Source organism: Glutamicibacter bergerei (assembly GCF_054495185.1).
Window position 1 is genome coordinate 3,555,330 of record NZ_CM137131.1, and the last position, 13,172, is coordinate 3,568,501.

12 protein-coding genes are annotated in these 13,172 nt (G+C 57.7%); 6 read left to right on the forward strand and 6 right to left on the reverse strand.

The genetic code is table 11. The features are described from left to right. Window position 1: 1 nt before the first annotated feature. From ACX5K5_RS16410 to ACX5K5_RS16435, 6 genes are all read right to left on the reverse strand, one after another. Entirely contained in the window at window positions 2-1,291 is a 1,290-nt protein-coding gene (locus ACX5K5_RS16410) for a sensor histidine kinase (RefSeq protein WP_096255133.1), read from the reverse strand. 36 nt (window positions 1,292-1,327) lie between these two features. After that, window positions 1,328-2,158 (reverse strand): ABC transporter permease, encoded by an 831-nt coding sequence (locus ACX5K5_RS16415; RefSeq protein WP_443438779.1) that lies wholly within the window; start codon window positions 2,156-2,158, stop codon window positions 1,328-1,330. Then, window positions 2,158-3,090 carry an ABC transporter ATP-binding protein gene (locus ACX5K5_RS16420; protein ID WP_096255129.1) on the reverse strand — a complete coding sequence of 311 codons (933 nt, stop codon included), beginning with the start codon at window positions 3,088-3,090 and terminating at the stop codon, window positions 2,158-2,160. The genes ACX5K5_RS16415 and ACX5K5_RS16420 overlap by 1 nt, the downstream gene beginning before the upstream one ends. 130 nt (window positions 3,091-3,220) lie before the next feature. After that, window positions 3,221-4,255 (reverse strand): YdcF family protein, encoded by a 1,035-nt coding sequence (locus ACX5K5_RS16425; RefSeq protein ID WP_188683874.1) that lies wholly within the window; start codon window positions 4,253-4,255, stop codon window positions 3,221-3,223. Window positions 4,256-4,272: 17 nt separating this feature from the next. Next, entirely contained in the window at window positions 4,273-5,691 is a 1,419-nt protein-coding gene (locus ACX5K5_RS16430) for a phytoene desaturase family protein (RefSeq protein WP_096255125.1), read from the reverse strand. Next, the gene (locus ACX5K5_RS16435) at window positions 5,688-7,142 is read right to left on the reverse strand and encodes a glycosyltransferase family 87 protein (RefSeq protein ID WP_096255123.1); all 1,455 of its coding nucleotides are present in this window, start codon (window positions 7,140-7,142) and stop codon (window positions 5,688-5,690) included. The genes ACX5K5_RS16430 and ACX5K5_RS16435 overlap by 4 nt, the downstream gene beginning before the upstream one ends. A 104-nt stretch (window positions 7,143-7,246) precedes the next feature. Here ACX5K5_RS16435 and ACX5K5_RS16440 point away from each other — a divergent pair, with 104 nt between their 5' ends. From ACX5K5_RS16440 to ACX5K5_RS16465, 6 genes are all read left to right on the forward strand, one after another. Continuing rightward, the gene (locus tag ACX5K5_RS16440) at window positions 7,247-7,522 is read left to right on the forward strand and encodes a hypothetical protein (protein WP_459174835.1); all 276 of its coding nucleotides are present in this window, start codon (window positions 7,247-7,249) and stop codon (window positions 7,520-7,522) included. A gap of 120 nt (window positions 7,523-7,642) precedes the next feature. After that, entirely contained in the window at window positions 7,643-8,815 is a 1,173-nt protein-coding gene (locus ACX5K5_RS16445) for a cytidylyltransferase domain-containing protein (RefSeq protein WP_443450197.1), read from the forward strand. A gap of 32 nt (window positions 8,816-8,847) precedes the next feature. Continuing rightward, the gene (locus tag ACX5K5_RS16450) at window positions 8,848-9,741 is read left to right on the forward strand and encodes an N-acetylneuraminate synthase family protein (RefSeq protein WP_096255117.1); all 894 of its coding nucleotides are present in this window, start codon (window positions 8,848-8,850) and stop codon (window positions 9,739-9,741) included. Between the two features lie 82 nt (window positions 9,742-9,823). After that, the gene (locus ACX5K5_RS16455) at window positions 9,824-10,810 is read left to right on the forward strand and encodes a glycosyltransferase family 2 protein (RefSeq protein ID WP_096255115.1); all 987 of its coding nucleotides are present in this window, start codon (window positions 9,824-9,826) and stop codon (window positions 10,808-10,810) included. Then, on the forward strand, window positions 10,807-12,150 hold the full coding sequence (locus ACX5K5_RS16460) for a polysialyltransferase family glycosyltransferase (RefSeq protein ID WP_188683882.1): 1,344 nt from the start codon (window positions 10,807-10,809) through the stop codon (window positions 12,148-12,150). Before ACX5K5_RS16455 ends, ACX5K5_RS16460 begins: the two co-directional genes overlap by 4 nt. A gap of 8 nt (window positions 12,151-12,158) precedes the next feature. Then, entirely contained in the window at window positions 12,159-13,172 is a 1,014-nt protein-coding gene (locus tag ACX5K5_RS16465) for a hypothetical protein (RefSeq protein ID WP_229676981.1), read from the forward strand.

The following is a 13,172-nucleotide window of genomic DNA, read 5'->3' on the forward strand; positions in this document are numbered from 1 at the left end:
GCTACTCCTTGATGGCTAAATGTTCGTTGGAATGTTCTGGCATTTGCAGGGTAGCTTTCACGATCCAGCCACCTTGGGCCACTGGGCCGGCGTTCACCGTTCCGCCAAAGAGGGCAACCCGTTCACGCATGCCACGTAGTCCTTGGCCGGTGCCCACGCTCGGTACCCTGGTTGCGTCACCGTCATCGATAATTTCGATTCGCACCTGGCTGGAACAACGTTCCATACGCACCTGCACATCGCTGACATTGTGAGCGTAGCGCAATGAATTAGTCAGAGATTCTTGGATGATGCGGAAGACCGTCAACTGAAAAGTTGTATCTTCTGGAAGCGGCTCACCGGTATACGTAAAGGTCAGTGGCAAACCTGCCACACGGAATCCCTCGAGCATCTGATCCAAGCTACCGCCGGTAGGTTTCAGTTCAAGTTCTTCGGTTTCGCTTTGCCGTAGTACCCCGAGCATACGTCGCATATCAGACAGGGCCGCACGTCCGGTCCCCGATAGTTCCTTGAGTACCTGTTCGGAACGTTCTTGGTCGCGTCGTCCCACCACACGGGCACCCTCAGACAAAGCGATCATCACCGACAGTGAGTGAGCCACCACGTCATGCATTTCGCGGGCAATACGGTTTCGTTCTTGGACCTGGGCGAGCCGTGAAACTTGGGAGGCCCAGTGATTCAATTCGGCCTCATGGATGCGAGCGTTACGAATATTTGTGCCGATGGCCGCAGCAGCAGCATAAATACCGATCAGGAAGCCACCGGTAATACCGATGAGGATCCCGGAGGCCGCCGCGTCATCAATATTCTCCGCGTCCGATTCCACCGTCAGATCGGTCAGGTCCGGGTAGCCCATCAGCACCATCATTAACAGTTGGAAACAACCTGCAAGCAAGGCAATGGGAATCGCCCGCCGTCCAGAATAACTGGTGCCCACCGAATACAGGACGATGGCCATTCCCACGCCACCCATACCGCCGCTTTGGCCGGCAAGTAATATGCCAACAAACTCAAGGACGAAGATGACGCATAACACCGTCAGTGGAGCCTTGCGCCGCCACAACAGTGCCAGACCAATAGCTACGGTCAGTAACAAATACAAGGCCGGTGGCACATTAGGCAGGTAGGCCATCATGACGGTGTTGGGCAACGCCAGGAAAAAGTAAATGACTACGGTCCCCACAACGACCACACGCGGATGGGTACGCAGGTATCTACGTACCCGACCCATCCGCTTGGCCGCCAGCTCGTCGAAGGAGACTACCGGCTCCTGCAGCGATGTTTGGCTCATATCATCCAGTCTAGTTTGATCCGGTGTTTCAATTTTTTAGATGTCGCGGGCCTTAAGCAACCAGGCACCTAAGATCAGCGGGATCAGCGTCCAACCGGCTACGCCAACTAGCTGTTGCCACAGTTCAAGATCGCTTGGATAGGACTGCGGCAAAGCCAGTGACATGCCCAGCTGGTCCGGGAGGAACTGGACAACATTTTGCACCCAGTCTGCCAGCATAGTCAGCAGTCCGGTGACGATTGGAAGTACGAAGAACAGGGCCACCAAAGAGGTGATGCCGCCTGCGGAGTTACGCAGGATTGCTCCCAGCGCCAAACCAATCAGGGCTGCCATGACTACCGCGAGCGCACCGTACCAAAGAACGTTTTGGAAGTGACTTGCGAAGAAGTCCAACTTCATGTTGTAGTTCTTTGCTAGCGGCAAGCAGACCAGATAGGTCAGCACACTACTAGTCAGTTGGACGAGCGCACTGAGGATGGTGATGAGTAATGCTTTGGCTCCCAGCACACGCAGTCGTTGTGGGCTTGCCAGGAAGGTACTGACAGCCGAGCCGGTGGTGAATTCGCCGCTCATCAGCAGCACACCGAGAACACCGAGGATTAGCTGCGAGAAGGCTAGGCCTGAGCCCAGCAGTTCCGCAGTAAATTCGGGGCTCGTCATATCCGGAACCCCGGCCATCGGTGGGGCTTCGCTGGCGAAAGAACCAACGCCCCAGACACCCAGCACGGCAATACCCATATTGAGTACAACCGCCACTAGGATCAGGACGCGGGTGGAATTCAGCGAAAAGAATCGGATCGATTCCGAACGCAGCACGCCACCAAAGGTGACTTTGCCAGTGCTTGGGGTTGCGAGATGAGTGCTCATTAGTGGGTGCCTCCGGCGACTGCGTCGTGCTGAACTTGGGACTTGTATTCGACCTCGTCGCGGGTCAATTCCATGTAAGCGTCTTCGAGCGTGCGCTGCAGTGGTCGGAGCTCACTGAGCACGATTCCGCTTTCCAAAGCCCGGCGTCCAATCGATTCCGAGTCCGGACCAGCCACACGCAAGGTGGTGGAATCCAGTCGGGTTAATTGCACACCATCGGCTGCGAGAACCGTCATCAACGGATCCAGATTCGACGAGCGCACAATGGTCTGACGCAATCCGTCATCAATAAATTCACTGATCGGCGCATCGGCAAGGATCCGCCCACGACCAATAACAATCAGGTGATCGGCGGTCTGCGCCATCTCGCTCATCAGGTGCGAGGAGATGAAAACCGTTTTCCCCTCGGCTGCCTGCTGGCGAGCCAGGTTACGCACCCAGGCGACACCCTCGGGATCCAGTCCGTTGACCGGTTCATCAAGGATTAACACCTGTGGGTCCCCGAGCAACGCCGAGGCAATGCCCAGACGTTGACCCATACCCAGTGAGAAGCCGCCGACCTTCTTCCGGTTCAACTGGCTCAAACCGGTCAGTTCCAACGCCTCGTCCACACGAGATCTCGAGATACCCCCGGTGGCTGCCATAGCCCGCAAGTGGGTGCGGGCGGTAAGCGACTTGTGCACCGATTTCGCTTCGAGCAAGGCCCCCACCTCGGTCAATGGATGCTTTGATGAGCGAAAATTATTGCCGTTGACTGCGACCTGCCCGGCGGTTGGCTTGGCCAACCCTACGATCATGCGCATGGTGGTCGATTTGCCGGCGCCGTTAGGGCCGAGGAATCCGGTCACCATTCCCGGCTGGACCGTGAACGACACGTTGTCGACTACGGTTTTTGCACCGTATTTCTTGGTTAGCTGCTGTGCCTGAATCATATGTCCAGCATAAAAAACTTGGTCAGCAAAAACACCGACCCGAGTGCTGATCTTGACCCTCACTCCAAAGGTGGAGCCAACCGTGCTGAGGCGCCAACAAGTGCACCTATAGGCGCACAAGTCGTGGACTTCAGACCCACAGCGCAGCGTTAGTCAGAACCATTAAACCCGCGACTATCACGGCAGCAAAGGGTAAAGCGAGCAGCGCAACCAGCACTCGGTGGTCGCGCATGATGGCAACAAATTCACGCAAGAACGCGCTGGGCCGGTAATACGCGGCGGTTTTGCCGCCGAACGCTCGCGCGTCCAACCCCAGACTACGTGCTGCAAGCCCTGCGCGTAGCGCATGGTAATCACTGGTCACCACCCATAATTGTCCGTCCGGCCTATGGGTTCGCACCAGAGTGTCAGAGAACTTCAAATTCTCTATGGTGTCTTTAGCCCGGTCTTCAATCAACAGCTGTTCCTCAGCTATCCCCTGCTCGCTCAGGTAGCGGCTCATGCTGACGCCTTCGGGCTCCAGCTCGTCGGTGCCCTGCCCACCGGTGGGAACTATGAGCGGTTTAGGTTCTGTCGCCGCGCGGTATAACTGCAGGCCACGATCGAGTCGACCGCGCAATAGCGGGGTAACTTTTCCATCAATGGTGCGTGCACCGAGCACCACCACCGCGGCAGGCTGACCCATCGAAGGAAACTTTCCGTGCACCCAGGCGTAGAGCAGCAACATCGCAAAAAGGCTGGCGGTAAAAGCGGAGGACATGAACAACACAAAGGCTACGGTGTAGGACCACCAGGTATTCAGTGCCACCAGCAGTATGGCCACCACCGGCAGCACAAGAACCGCGACCCCGGAAGCAAAGGAAAGTAGGTTGGAGACGCGGGAGCCTTCCCGGCGCCACATCACCACCCCGTTATAGATCAGCGCACCGGCAAAGATCAGGTAAATCAGCGGAGCCAGGGCGAAGACCAACACAAATACCAGTCCAAGACCTGGCACTAGGTCAGTCACTAGATCAGCTAAGAAGGCGATGCTCAACAGAACTAAGGGGAAAAGTAGCACCGCATTGCCTAAACGGCGTGGATCCTTGCGATAAGAATGCACGAAGAACAACCAGAAACCCACAAGTACTAGGCCGGGAAGCCAACCGGAGTAAAGAGAATTCATCTGCCAGTCCTTAAAGCTTAGGAAGAAATCGAATATTCGCGTCGCAGCATCGCCTTGGCCCCAAGATAACCAGCCATCCCATGCACCGACGGTCCCGGAGGGGTCGCCGAGGAAACTAAATACAGGCCCTTGGATTGCAAATACCACGGCTCCGCAGACAATCTCGGACGCATCACGCTTCCGAGGAGGTCCATAGTTCCTCCCGAAAGATCTCCCCCGACCAGAGCAGCATTTTGCTGTTCTAGTCCGCTGGCAGGAACCACATGACTTTCTTTAATGAGGTCGCTGAAACCTGGAGCCGCAGCTTCGATTTGAGCGGTGATCTGCCGACTCATGTCTGCTGTTGATCCCAGCGGGACATGACAGTAAGCCCAAATAACCTGTTCTCCGGCCGGTGCGCGCGAATCATCAAAAAGCGATGGTTGGGCGACAATCAGATACGGATGCTCGCTGGTGCGGCGGTTCGCTGCGCGTTCGGCCCGGCCCACTTGTGCTGCGGTACCGCCCAGATGCACGGTGCTTGTCTGGCTCAACACCGGATCTTTCCAAGGGATCGGTTCGTTGAGCACAAAATGTACCAAACAGCTGCCCGGCGAGCGCCGGGTTTTTGCCAACTTTTTGGCCAGTTTGTCAGGAATTTTTCCGCTAGTTAGTTTAGCGCCATCCTCTGCGGAGGTATCAAGCAGGATTGTTTTTGCCTGGAGTTCGGCAACATGCGACACCTTATGTCCGGTATGAATGGTGCCCCCGTGGCTGATGACTTCGGCGGCAAGTGCATCGGCAATAGCCTGTGAGCCGCCACGCGGTACGGCCCATCCTTGCCCGTGCGCTGCTGCTGCAAGAAAGAGTCCAGCCCCGGCGTTGGCCGGGCCACGCGCTCCGCCGGCCACATGGGCGGCACATCCCGCGTAAAGCGCTGCGGCACGCGGGTACCTGGCTGAAAATATGTCTTTCAACGCCATGCCACCTAGCGTGGAGGCACTAAAGAGTCCCAAGGTCAGTGGGTGGGCTGGCATCTTGAGCAGCGGGTTAAGCAAGGTATCGCTCAGCGCTTCGATACGTTGCACCAGGGGTCTAAGCAGCCGGGTGTAAGCCTGCCCGTCGCCTGCACCAAGTTCGGCTCCGGTGCGTTCTAAGTCGCGCCATGCGTAGGCGGTCCGTTCGTCTAGAACATGAGCAAAGGACAGTTCCGGGACGATAAAGTCGACCCGTTGGTGCACGTTGAGCTCGTGCATCGCGGTGGAAAGCATGGCCATGGGGTGCACGGCGCTGCCTAGATCAAACTTTGCGCTCGAGCCCTCTAACGGTTGTGTGCGCGCGGCGCCGCCGATAGTCTCGTTGGCTTCGTAGACATCGACACTTAGCCCGGCTCGAGCGGCTACCGCAGCCGCCGCGAGTCCATTAGGTCCAGCCCCTACTACCGCTACCGACGTCATACTTTTTGTCCCTCTGGTTTTTCTGCACCCTTACCAAGACCGCGCAGGGTGAATACGTCTTTGGCTCCGGCAAATGGACCTGCCAATGGATCTTCTTGTCCCACGGCACGTATCGGGTCACGCCGCGGATCAAGGATCGAACGAACCACTTGGAACATCACGTAGGCCAGCATCACCATATGTGCGAGCACTAAGAGAACATAGCCGATTTCCGGGAAGACCTTATGTGGATCTTTATCTGCGGAGAACGAGTCAAGATAGTTCCAGAGTCCGTAGAAGTGCGCCACTTCGACCATCATCCAGACCACAAATAATCGCCAACGCGGCAACGCCAACGCGAACAACGGGATCAGCCAAACAATGAACTGTGGGGAGTACACCTTATTGACCATGACAAAGGAGGCAATGATCAAAAACGCCAGTGACCCCAGACGTGGGGTGCGTTTAGCCATCAGGCCTAGAACCGCAACGCCAATGCAGCACAGGAAGAAGAGGATCAGCCCGTAGCGCGAGATTTGTTCGGCTTCGAAGGTGCCCATGGAGTCGGTTTTTGCTGCGATGGCGTTCCATGCATGCCAGAAACTTGAGAGCCCCGCACCGCGTTCGGAGGAGAAAGTGAAGAAGTGTTTAAAGGAGTCCGGGTAAGCCAGGGCGTAGGGCAGATTGACCAGCACCCACGTTGCGGCGGCGACTGCACCGGTTGTCCAGAAGACTTTGAACTTTCCGGTTCGGATGGCGATGACCAGGATCGCCCCAAGAACAAAAAATGGGTAGATCTTCATCGCCGCGCCCAACCCGATGAGCACGCCGGCGAGCACCGTATGTCCGCGTGCGAAGGCCAGCATGCCCATAGCAAGTAGGGCCACCGCCCACATATCCCAGTTGATGCTGGCAGTGAGGATGATGCCCGGCGCGATGGCCACGATGGCCGCATCCCAGGGGCGACGTCCGCCCATGCGCAACGTACACACCACGGTGATGACCCAGAGGATCGCCACGATCGCCAGGTTCATATCAAAGTAGAGCAGTGACCGGTTCTCTAGCCCCTGTGGAACCAGTGCCGCCACCGCCGAGGCCACGGCGCTCATCAGCACCGGGTATTCAAATTCTGCCCCGCTGCTAAAAGGTACCCAGGGGTTGTCGGCAAAACCGCGCGCACCGAACAACGGCACCCAGTCGGAGTAGCAAGCATAAACATAGGGGTTTGAACCGCCCCAGCCGTTGACTCGGCAGGGGTTCTTCGCCAAGAGCATGAGTAGCGCTCCGAGAGTGGTCAGCAAGATCATCACGCGTTCTACACTGAAGAATCCCGGACTGACTCGTCCCGGATCACTGTGACGACCCAAGGGGCCACCAATCAGCGCGGTGAATTGACGCAAAAATCCATCCGCCCTCGAGGGGACGGTAATGCGCAACGGACCGCGTTGGCTCGGTTTCTTCGGGGCACTCATGACCTCCAGCCTAGTTTGCCCGGGCACCGCACTGCATCATTTAGTCCGCTAGTTCGGTTATTCTCGTCCTTTCGCCACCGGGCGGTACATGGCAGGATGCAACTATGCACAGCCAACGCCGTGAAAGTTTGGAAGCAAGCGCCAGAATACTTCGGGCAATCCTCCGGGGAATCGACCATCGTGAAGAAGTCTTCGCGTGCATTAAGGATGCCCCTTCCACCGATGCGTCGGCCGTGGCAGTCCACAAGCTCCTAGGAGTCAGCGAAGACGAGGCTCGAGCCATCCTCGATATGCAGGTGCGTCGTTTCAGCGATGCCGAACGCGAAAAATTTACAGCGCACTTAGCGCTGCTATACGACAAACTGGACTCGCTACGGTAAACAAACCGCTAGAAAAATACGATGACATGGGTATTCAGGGTTCTCTCAGCAAGCTAAATCTCCTCTTCACCCTGCGTTAACCTGCTGTAGGGCGACTGGCTAACTCGGCTTCCTAAGCTCATGAATGTGAGTAAAACCGACAAGCCCAGCGTCCTAGCGATCATCCCAGCACGGGGTGGTTCCAAAGGCGTTAAGCTCAAGAATCTACGCACCATCGGGGGCATCTCCTTGGTGGGCAGGGCCATCCTTGCGGCGCGTTCTGCGACGACAGTCAGCGAAGTCGTGGTCAGCACCGATCATGAACAGATCAAGGCCGAGGCCCTCGCCTACGGAGCCACCGTGATCAGCCGCCCGGCAGATATCGCCGGGGATACGGCTAGCAGCGAAGCGGTGCTTCTCGATGTTTTGTCCAAGGTCTCCGACACTCCGGATATCACCTTGTTCATACAGTGCACCAGCCCGCTGATTGATCCGGCGGACCTGGATGCTGCCGTAGCCTCGGTGCGCGACGGTGAAGCCGAAGTCAGCTTCGCCGCAGTAGCCGACCACGGTTTCCACTGGACCGCAGACTCCGCAGGACTAGCGGTCTCCAGCGGACATGACGCGGCGAACCGGCCGCGCCGCCAAGATCGCGAGGCCCGCTGGTTAGAAACCGGCGCGTTCTACGCGATGAATACCGAAGGCTTTCGGGCCGCAGAACATCGTTTCTTCGGCCGGGTTCGGATCTGTGAAGTCGCCGCAGAACACGGGATGGACATCGACACCGAAGCGGATCTGGCGTTGGCGCAGCTACGCGTGCCACGCCAAGTCGAACCCATCCTGGTTGACGCGGTAGTGACCGACTTCGACGGGGTACACACCCCGGATACCGCCTACGTAGATGAGCACGGGACAGAAACCGTGCGAGTCTCACGCTCCGATGGCATGGGCGTAGCCCGGCTACGAGCGGCCGGGGTGAAGTTCCTGATTCTCTCCAAGGAACGTAACCCGGTGGTTGCCGCCCGCGCGGCAAAACTGAACGTCGAGGTCGCCCACGGCATCGACAACAAGGCCGAATATTTGGCCCGCTGGTTAGCCGACGAAGAAATCAATCCGGCCCGCGTGGCCTATGTCGGCAATGACATCAATGATCTGGCACCTATGGCGCTGGTGGGTTGGCCGATTACGGTTGCCGACGCCAGCGACGAGGTACACCGAGCCGCACGCCATCGCCTCACCCGCCCCGGCGGCAACGGCGCGGTCCGTGAGCTCGCGGAGCTGGTCCTCACGGCCCGCTGCGCACCCCAAGTTTGAAAATCAAAGTTTTCCCAATGAAAGGCAAGTCAATGACCTCCGTGAACACCGAAATCAAGCCAGTAGCTATCGGCGATTCCCTGCTCGGCACCGGCCAGCAGGTCTACGTCATCGGCGAGATCGGCATCAACCACAATGGCGACATGGAAATCGCCAAGCAGCTGATCGATGTCTCGGCCGAGGCCGGCGCCAACGCCGTGAAGTTCCAGAAGCGCACCCCGGACATCTCCACCCCGATGGACATGCGTGACAAGATCCGCTCCACCCCATGGGGCGACATGACCTACCTGGACTACCGCTACCGCGTCGAATTTGATCAGGCACAGTACAAGGAGCTCATCTCCTACGCCGCGTCCAAGGGCCTGCACGCTTTCGCTTCGCCATGGGACATCCCATCGGTGCACTTCATGGAGGAACAGGGCGCGGTCACCCACAAGGTTGCTTCCGCATCGGTCACCGACATTGAGCTGCTCAAGGCTCTGGCCGAGACTGGCAAGCCAATCATCCTGTCCACCGGCATGTCCACCATCGAGCAGATCGACAAGGCAGTGGAGACCCTAGGTACTTCCAACCTGGTCATGATGCACGCAACGTCGACCTACCCACTGCCTCCAGAAGAGGCAAACCTGCGCATGGTCGAGACCTTGCGCGACCGTTACCAGGTTCCAGTGGGCTACTCGGGCCACGAGCGCGGCCTGCAGATCTCGCTGGCAGCCGTTGCCCTAGGCGCGGTCACCGTAGAACGCCACATCACCTTGGACCGCACCATGTGGGGTTCGGATCAGGCTTCCTCGCTGGAGCCAAAGGGCTTCGCCTCGCTGATCCGCGACATTCGCATCCTCGAGCAGGCCATGGGTGACGGCGTCAAGAAAGTCTTCCCAGGCGAGCTGGCACCGCTAAGCCGCCTGCGTCGCGTCGACGCCTAGTCACGGAGCACATCCGGCGGTTGGACTCGCCATTGGGTCCAACCGCCGTTTATTTTTTGTCTCCCCTAGCCCAGAAGGAACCATGAGTTTGATCCCCGGTCGTATATCAGTGGTGATTCCCGCCTATAACCAGGAGGAATACATCTGTGATGCCCTCACCTCACTAACCAGACAGAAGCTGGGCAAGTGGGAATTAGAGGTATTGGTGGTTGATGATGCTTCCACCGATCAGACCGCGAATCTGGTGCTCGGCTACCAGCACAAGCTCGAGCGCCTCGAACTTGTCAGCCTGCCTACAAACTCTGGGGTCTCCGCGGCCCGCAACGCCGGGCTTGAAGCGGTAACCGGTGAATTTTTCACCTTCCTTGACCCGGATGACTGGTATGCCCCGGAACATTTAGCCACGCTAGCCTCCGCCTTAGAAGAGCTACACGTGGACTTTGTGCGCACCGACCATGTGCGAGTGACCGGGACCAACCGGGTGCTGCACCGCGCCCCGCAGGCGGTGCGTGGCCTGCCGCTAAACCCGGCAGATGATATCGAACCCATCGACTCACCGTCGATGGTGGACTACGCCTTCGTCTGGGCCGGCATGTACCGCACCGACTTGATGCGCTCCGTGGACGCATACTTCTTTGATGCAGACCTCTACAGCGCCGAGGACCGGCTTTGGTTGTGGAAATTGCATCTGCGCACCAGTCGCTATGCGGTAGTTTCCTACCCCGGGGTGTTCTACCGTCGTGGTCTGCCCGGCTCGCTCACCCAAGTTTTTGACGAACGGCAACTAGGTTTCATTCCTGCCTACGCGCGGATTTTGGAAGAGGTGCGTGCCCATCAGGACGCGGATAGGCACCTTCCCAAGGCTATGCGCCAGTTCTTCGCGATCGTATGCCACCATGAAAAACGCGCCAAAAACTATCCGCCGCAGGTACGGCTGGAAATGAAACAGCAGCTACGAAAGATCTTCACCACCATCGACGTTCATATTGCCCAACAGGTCGCACTTGAAATGGATATTGCGCGCCGTCGTCATATCCTCTCCTTCCTTCAGGTGGGGGTCGCTAAATGATCGCTTTAGTCGAGGCCAGCAGCTATTTTCAAATAGCTTCCCTGGCCGCCATGGCCGATGCTGGACTACTGCCGCAGGCAGATGAATATGTGCTGGTACTCGCCAATGGCTCACAGCTACCCGAACTGACTACACCGTTAGACGAAGCTCCCGGTTTTGCAGAACTCGCCGCAAGATTTGACCGAGTTGTCGACCTGGCAGCGCTAGTGTCCCCACGCCGCCCAGCCCAGTTCAACCCGCGCGAAGACGAATTGTTAATCTTTGAACGCTTGCTACGCAACGCTTGGGGCTTAGGCGATGAACGGGTCACCTTGGTGGTTGAATCTATCCAGGTCAACCCGGCCCGTACCCTAGCGCGAATCTTCTTCGACGCCACATTGTGGGTGCACTCCGATGGCCTGATGTCTTACGGGCCCACCCGTAACAAGCTCCAGGTCCCACTCGCGCAGCGCCTAGCCGGCACCATCCACGTGGATCTGGTTCCAGGGCTCGAGCCCCAGTTACTCGCCGAACAGCAACCCCCGCGTCAGGTCTTGCCGGGCACCGCACTAAAGGTGGTCTTCGCACAGCTTGCCGAGAGCTCCGAGTTGCAGCTTCCCCAGGGGGCCGCATTGCTTCTTGGGCAGTATTTAGGCTCGCTGGGTTTGGTCGACGCGGAGGAAGAGCTGGAACTACACGAACAGATGCTCTTGGCCGCCAAAGACCGTGGCTTGAACACTATTTTGTTCAAGGCGCACCCTTCGGCCAGTGCCACCTCGGCGGCACGGTTGCGGGCGCGGGCGCTGGATCTGCAACTGGACTTTCATCTCTTAGATACCGATCATTTAGCAGAAACTGTCATCCTCGCCGCGCAGCCGCAGCTGGTGATCTCTTGTTTCTCTACCGCGCTAGTGACCGCAAAGTATGTGCTCGACACTCCGGTGCACGCGGTGGGGACCGCCAAAATGCTGCAATTGCTGGCTCCGTATGAGAATTCGAACCGGATCCCGCTGTCGATCATCCACGGTCTCTTTGTGCAGGATCTGCCGGTGCCTGCTCGAGCTGGAAACATCGATATGCTCAGCAATCTGCTCGCTGCGGTCTCCTACTGCATGCAGTCCAAGCAGCTTCCACAGTTGCGGCAGACGGCCGAACAGTTTCTTTCCGAACACTATGGTGTGTATTCAGCACACTTCAAACGTCGGCGCATCACCAAACTTGAACTTCCACCGTCTTGGGCTCACCTACCGGTGCGCCGGTCGGTACCTGCAAAGGTCCGTGGGGCTAGCCGCCACGCATTGCGTCGCGGTTCGCGGGGCTTGGACAGAATGTCCAAGGTCCTGAGCCGGCTGGCAAAATGAACGATACGATGATGAAAATTTCCCAGCCCGAAACTCAAGAAGTGCCACGGCCACGCTTTGGCGCTGCCCATGTATGGGTTGAATCTCCCCTGCAATTGCTGTCTGCCGTGGAAACACATGCAGCAGGGTTGCTAGGCGACGAGGTCTACGTCATTCCACGGCGAGGCATGCCCTTAGAAGCAACTACCGGGGCACTGCTAAAAAATTCGCCAGCAGGATTGCATTTCATGCCCGCAGCCAAACGTCCGCCACAACCGAACTCTTCACGTGAGCGTTATGTAACTGGCGATGCCTATTCGGGCCGGATCCAGCGCACCCTGCTCACCGGGGTCAAAGCCAAGGAAGTTGTCATCATCGATGACGGGCTGGCCACCCTGGCACTGATTCGTCAGTTGGTCAGCGAAGAGCCGACACCTTTGGTTCGCGCGCGAGCCAAGAATACTCCCGCACGCCATGCACTGGGATTAGCTATGTGGCACCGACTTCGTGGTCTGGCCAGAGAAGGGCGATTACTGATCGTCTCTGCTTTGCAGGTGGACGTGCAGCTTAAAAAGCGTATGGAAGAGTTGGGAATTAAGTTCGCCCAGCATCGCTTTGAATGGTTGGCCACCCAGCCCGTCGCCGAACGCTTCACCGAACCAACATTATTGATCGGTTCGGCCATGGCTGCCGACTCGATTATTCATGCCGAACCCTACCTCCAGTGGATTCGCTCCATTGCCGCGGAGGGTCCCGTCGCTTATTTCCCGCATCGCCGCGAAACTGAACAAATGCTGTCCGAACTTCGACAGATACCCAATGTCATCCTGAAGGAACATACCATTCCCATCGAGATGCGTTTACGGGACTTACGCCCGGGACAAGAGATCAGAGCCCTGCCCTCGACAGTTATTCCCTCCTTACGTTTATTGCTCGGCAATGAAGCTCGTAGCCTCTACGCGCAGCCGGTCCCAGATCACTGGTGGACATCCGATACCTCGCAAGATCTACGTGATCACCTGTCCAGTTCGTTGAAGGTGTGA

Coding starts and splice junctions, on each gene's coding strand:
- ACX5K5_RS16410 (WP_096255133.1), bottom strand. CDS start 1,291: ATGAGCCAAACATCGCTGCAGGAGCCGGTAGTCTCCTTCGACGAGCTG.
- ACX5K5_RS16415 (WP_443438779.1), bottom strand. CDS start 2,158: ATGAGCACTCATCTCGCAACCCCAAGCACTGGCAAAGTCACCTTTGGT.
- ACX5K5_RS16420 (WP_096255129.1), bottom strand. CDS start 3,090: ATGATTCAGGCACAGCAGCTAACCAAGAAATACGGTGCAAAAACCGTA.
- ACX5K5_RS16425 (WP_188683874.1), bottom strand. CDS start 4,255: ATGAATTCTCTTTACTCCGGTTGGCTTCCCGGCCTAGTACTTGTGGGT.
- ACX5K5_RS16430 (WP_096255125.1), bottom strand. CDS start 5,691: ATGACGTCGGTAGCGGTAGTAGGGGCTGGACCTAATGGACTCGCGGCG.
- ACX5K5_RS16435 (WP_096255123.1), bottom strand. CDS start 7,142: ATGAGTGCCCCGAAGAAACCGAGCCAACGCGGTCCGTTGCGCATTACC.
- ACX5K5_RS16440 (WP_459174835.1), top strand. CDS start 7,247: ATGCACAGCCAACGCCGTGAAAGTTTGGAAGCAAGCGCCAGAATACTT.
- ACX5K5_RS16445 (WP_443450197.1), top strand. CDS start 7,643: ATGAATGTGAGTAAAACCGACAAGCCCAGCGTCCTAGCGATCATCCCA.
- ACX5K5_RS16450 (WP_096255117.1), top strand. CDS start 8,848: ATGACCTCCGTGAACACCGAAATCAAGCCAGTAGCTATCGGCGATTCC.
- ACX5K5_RS16455 (WP_096255115.1), top strand. CDS start 9,824: ATGAGTTTGATCCCCGGTCGTATATCAGTGGTGATTCCCGCCTATAAC.
- ACX5K5_RS16460 (WP_188683882.1), top strand. CDS start 10,807: ATGATCGCTTTAGTCGAGGCCAGCAGCTATTTTCAAATAGCTTCCCTG.
- ACX5K5_RS16465 (WP_229676981.1), top strand. CDS start 12,159: ATGATGAAAATTTCCCAGCCCGAAACTCAAGAAGTGCCACGGCCACGC.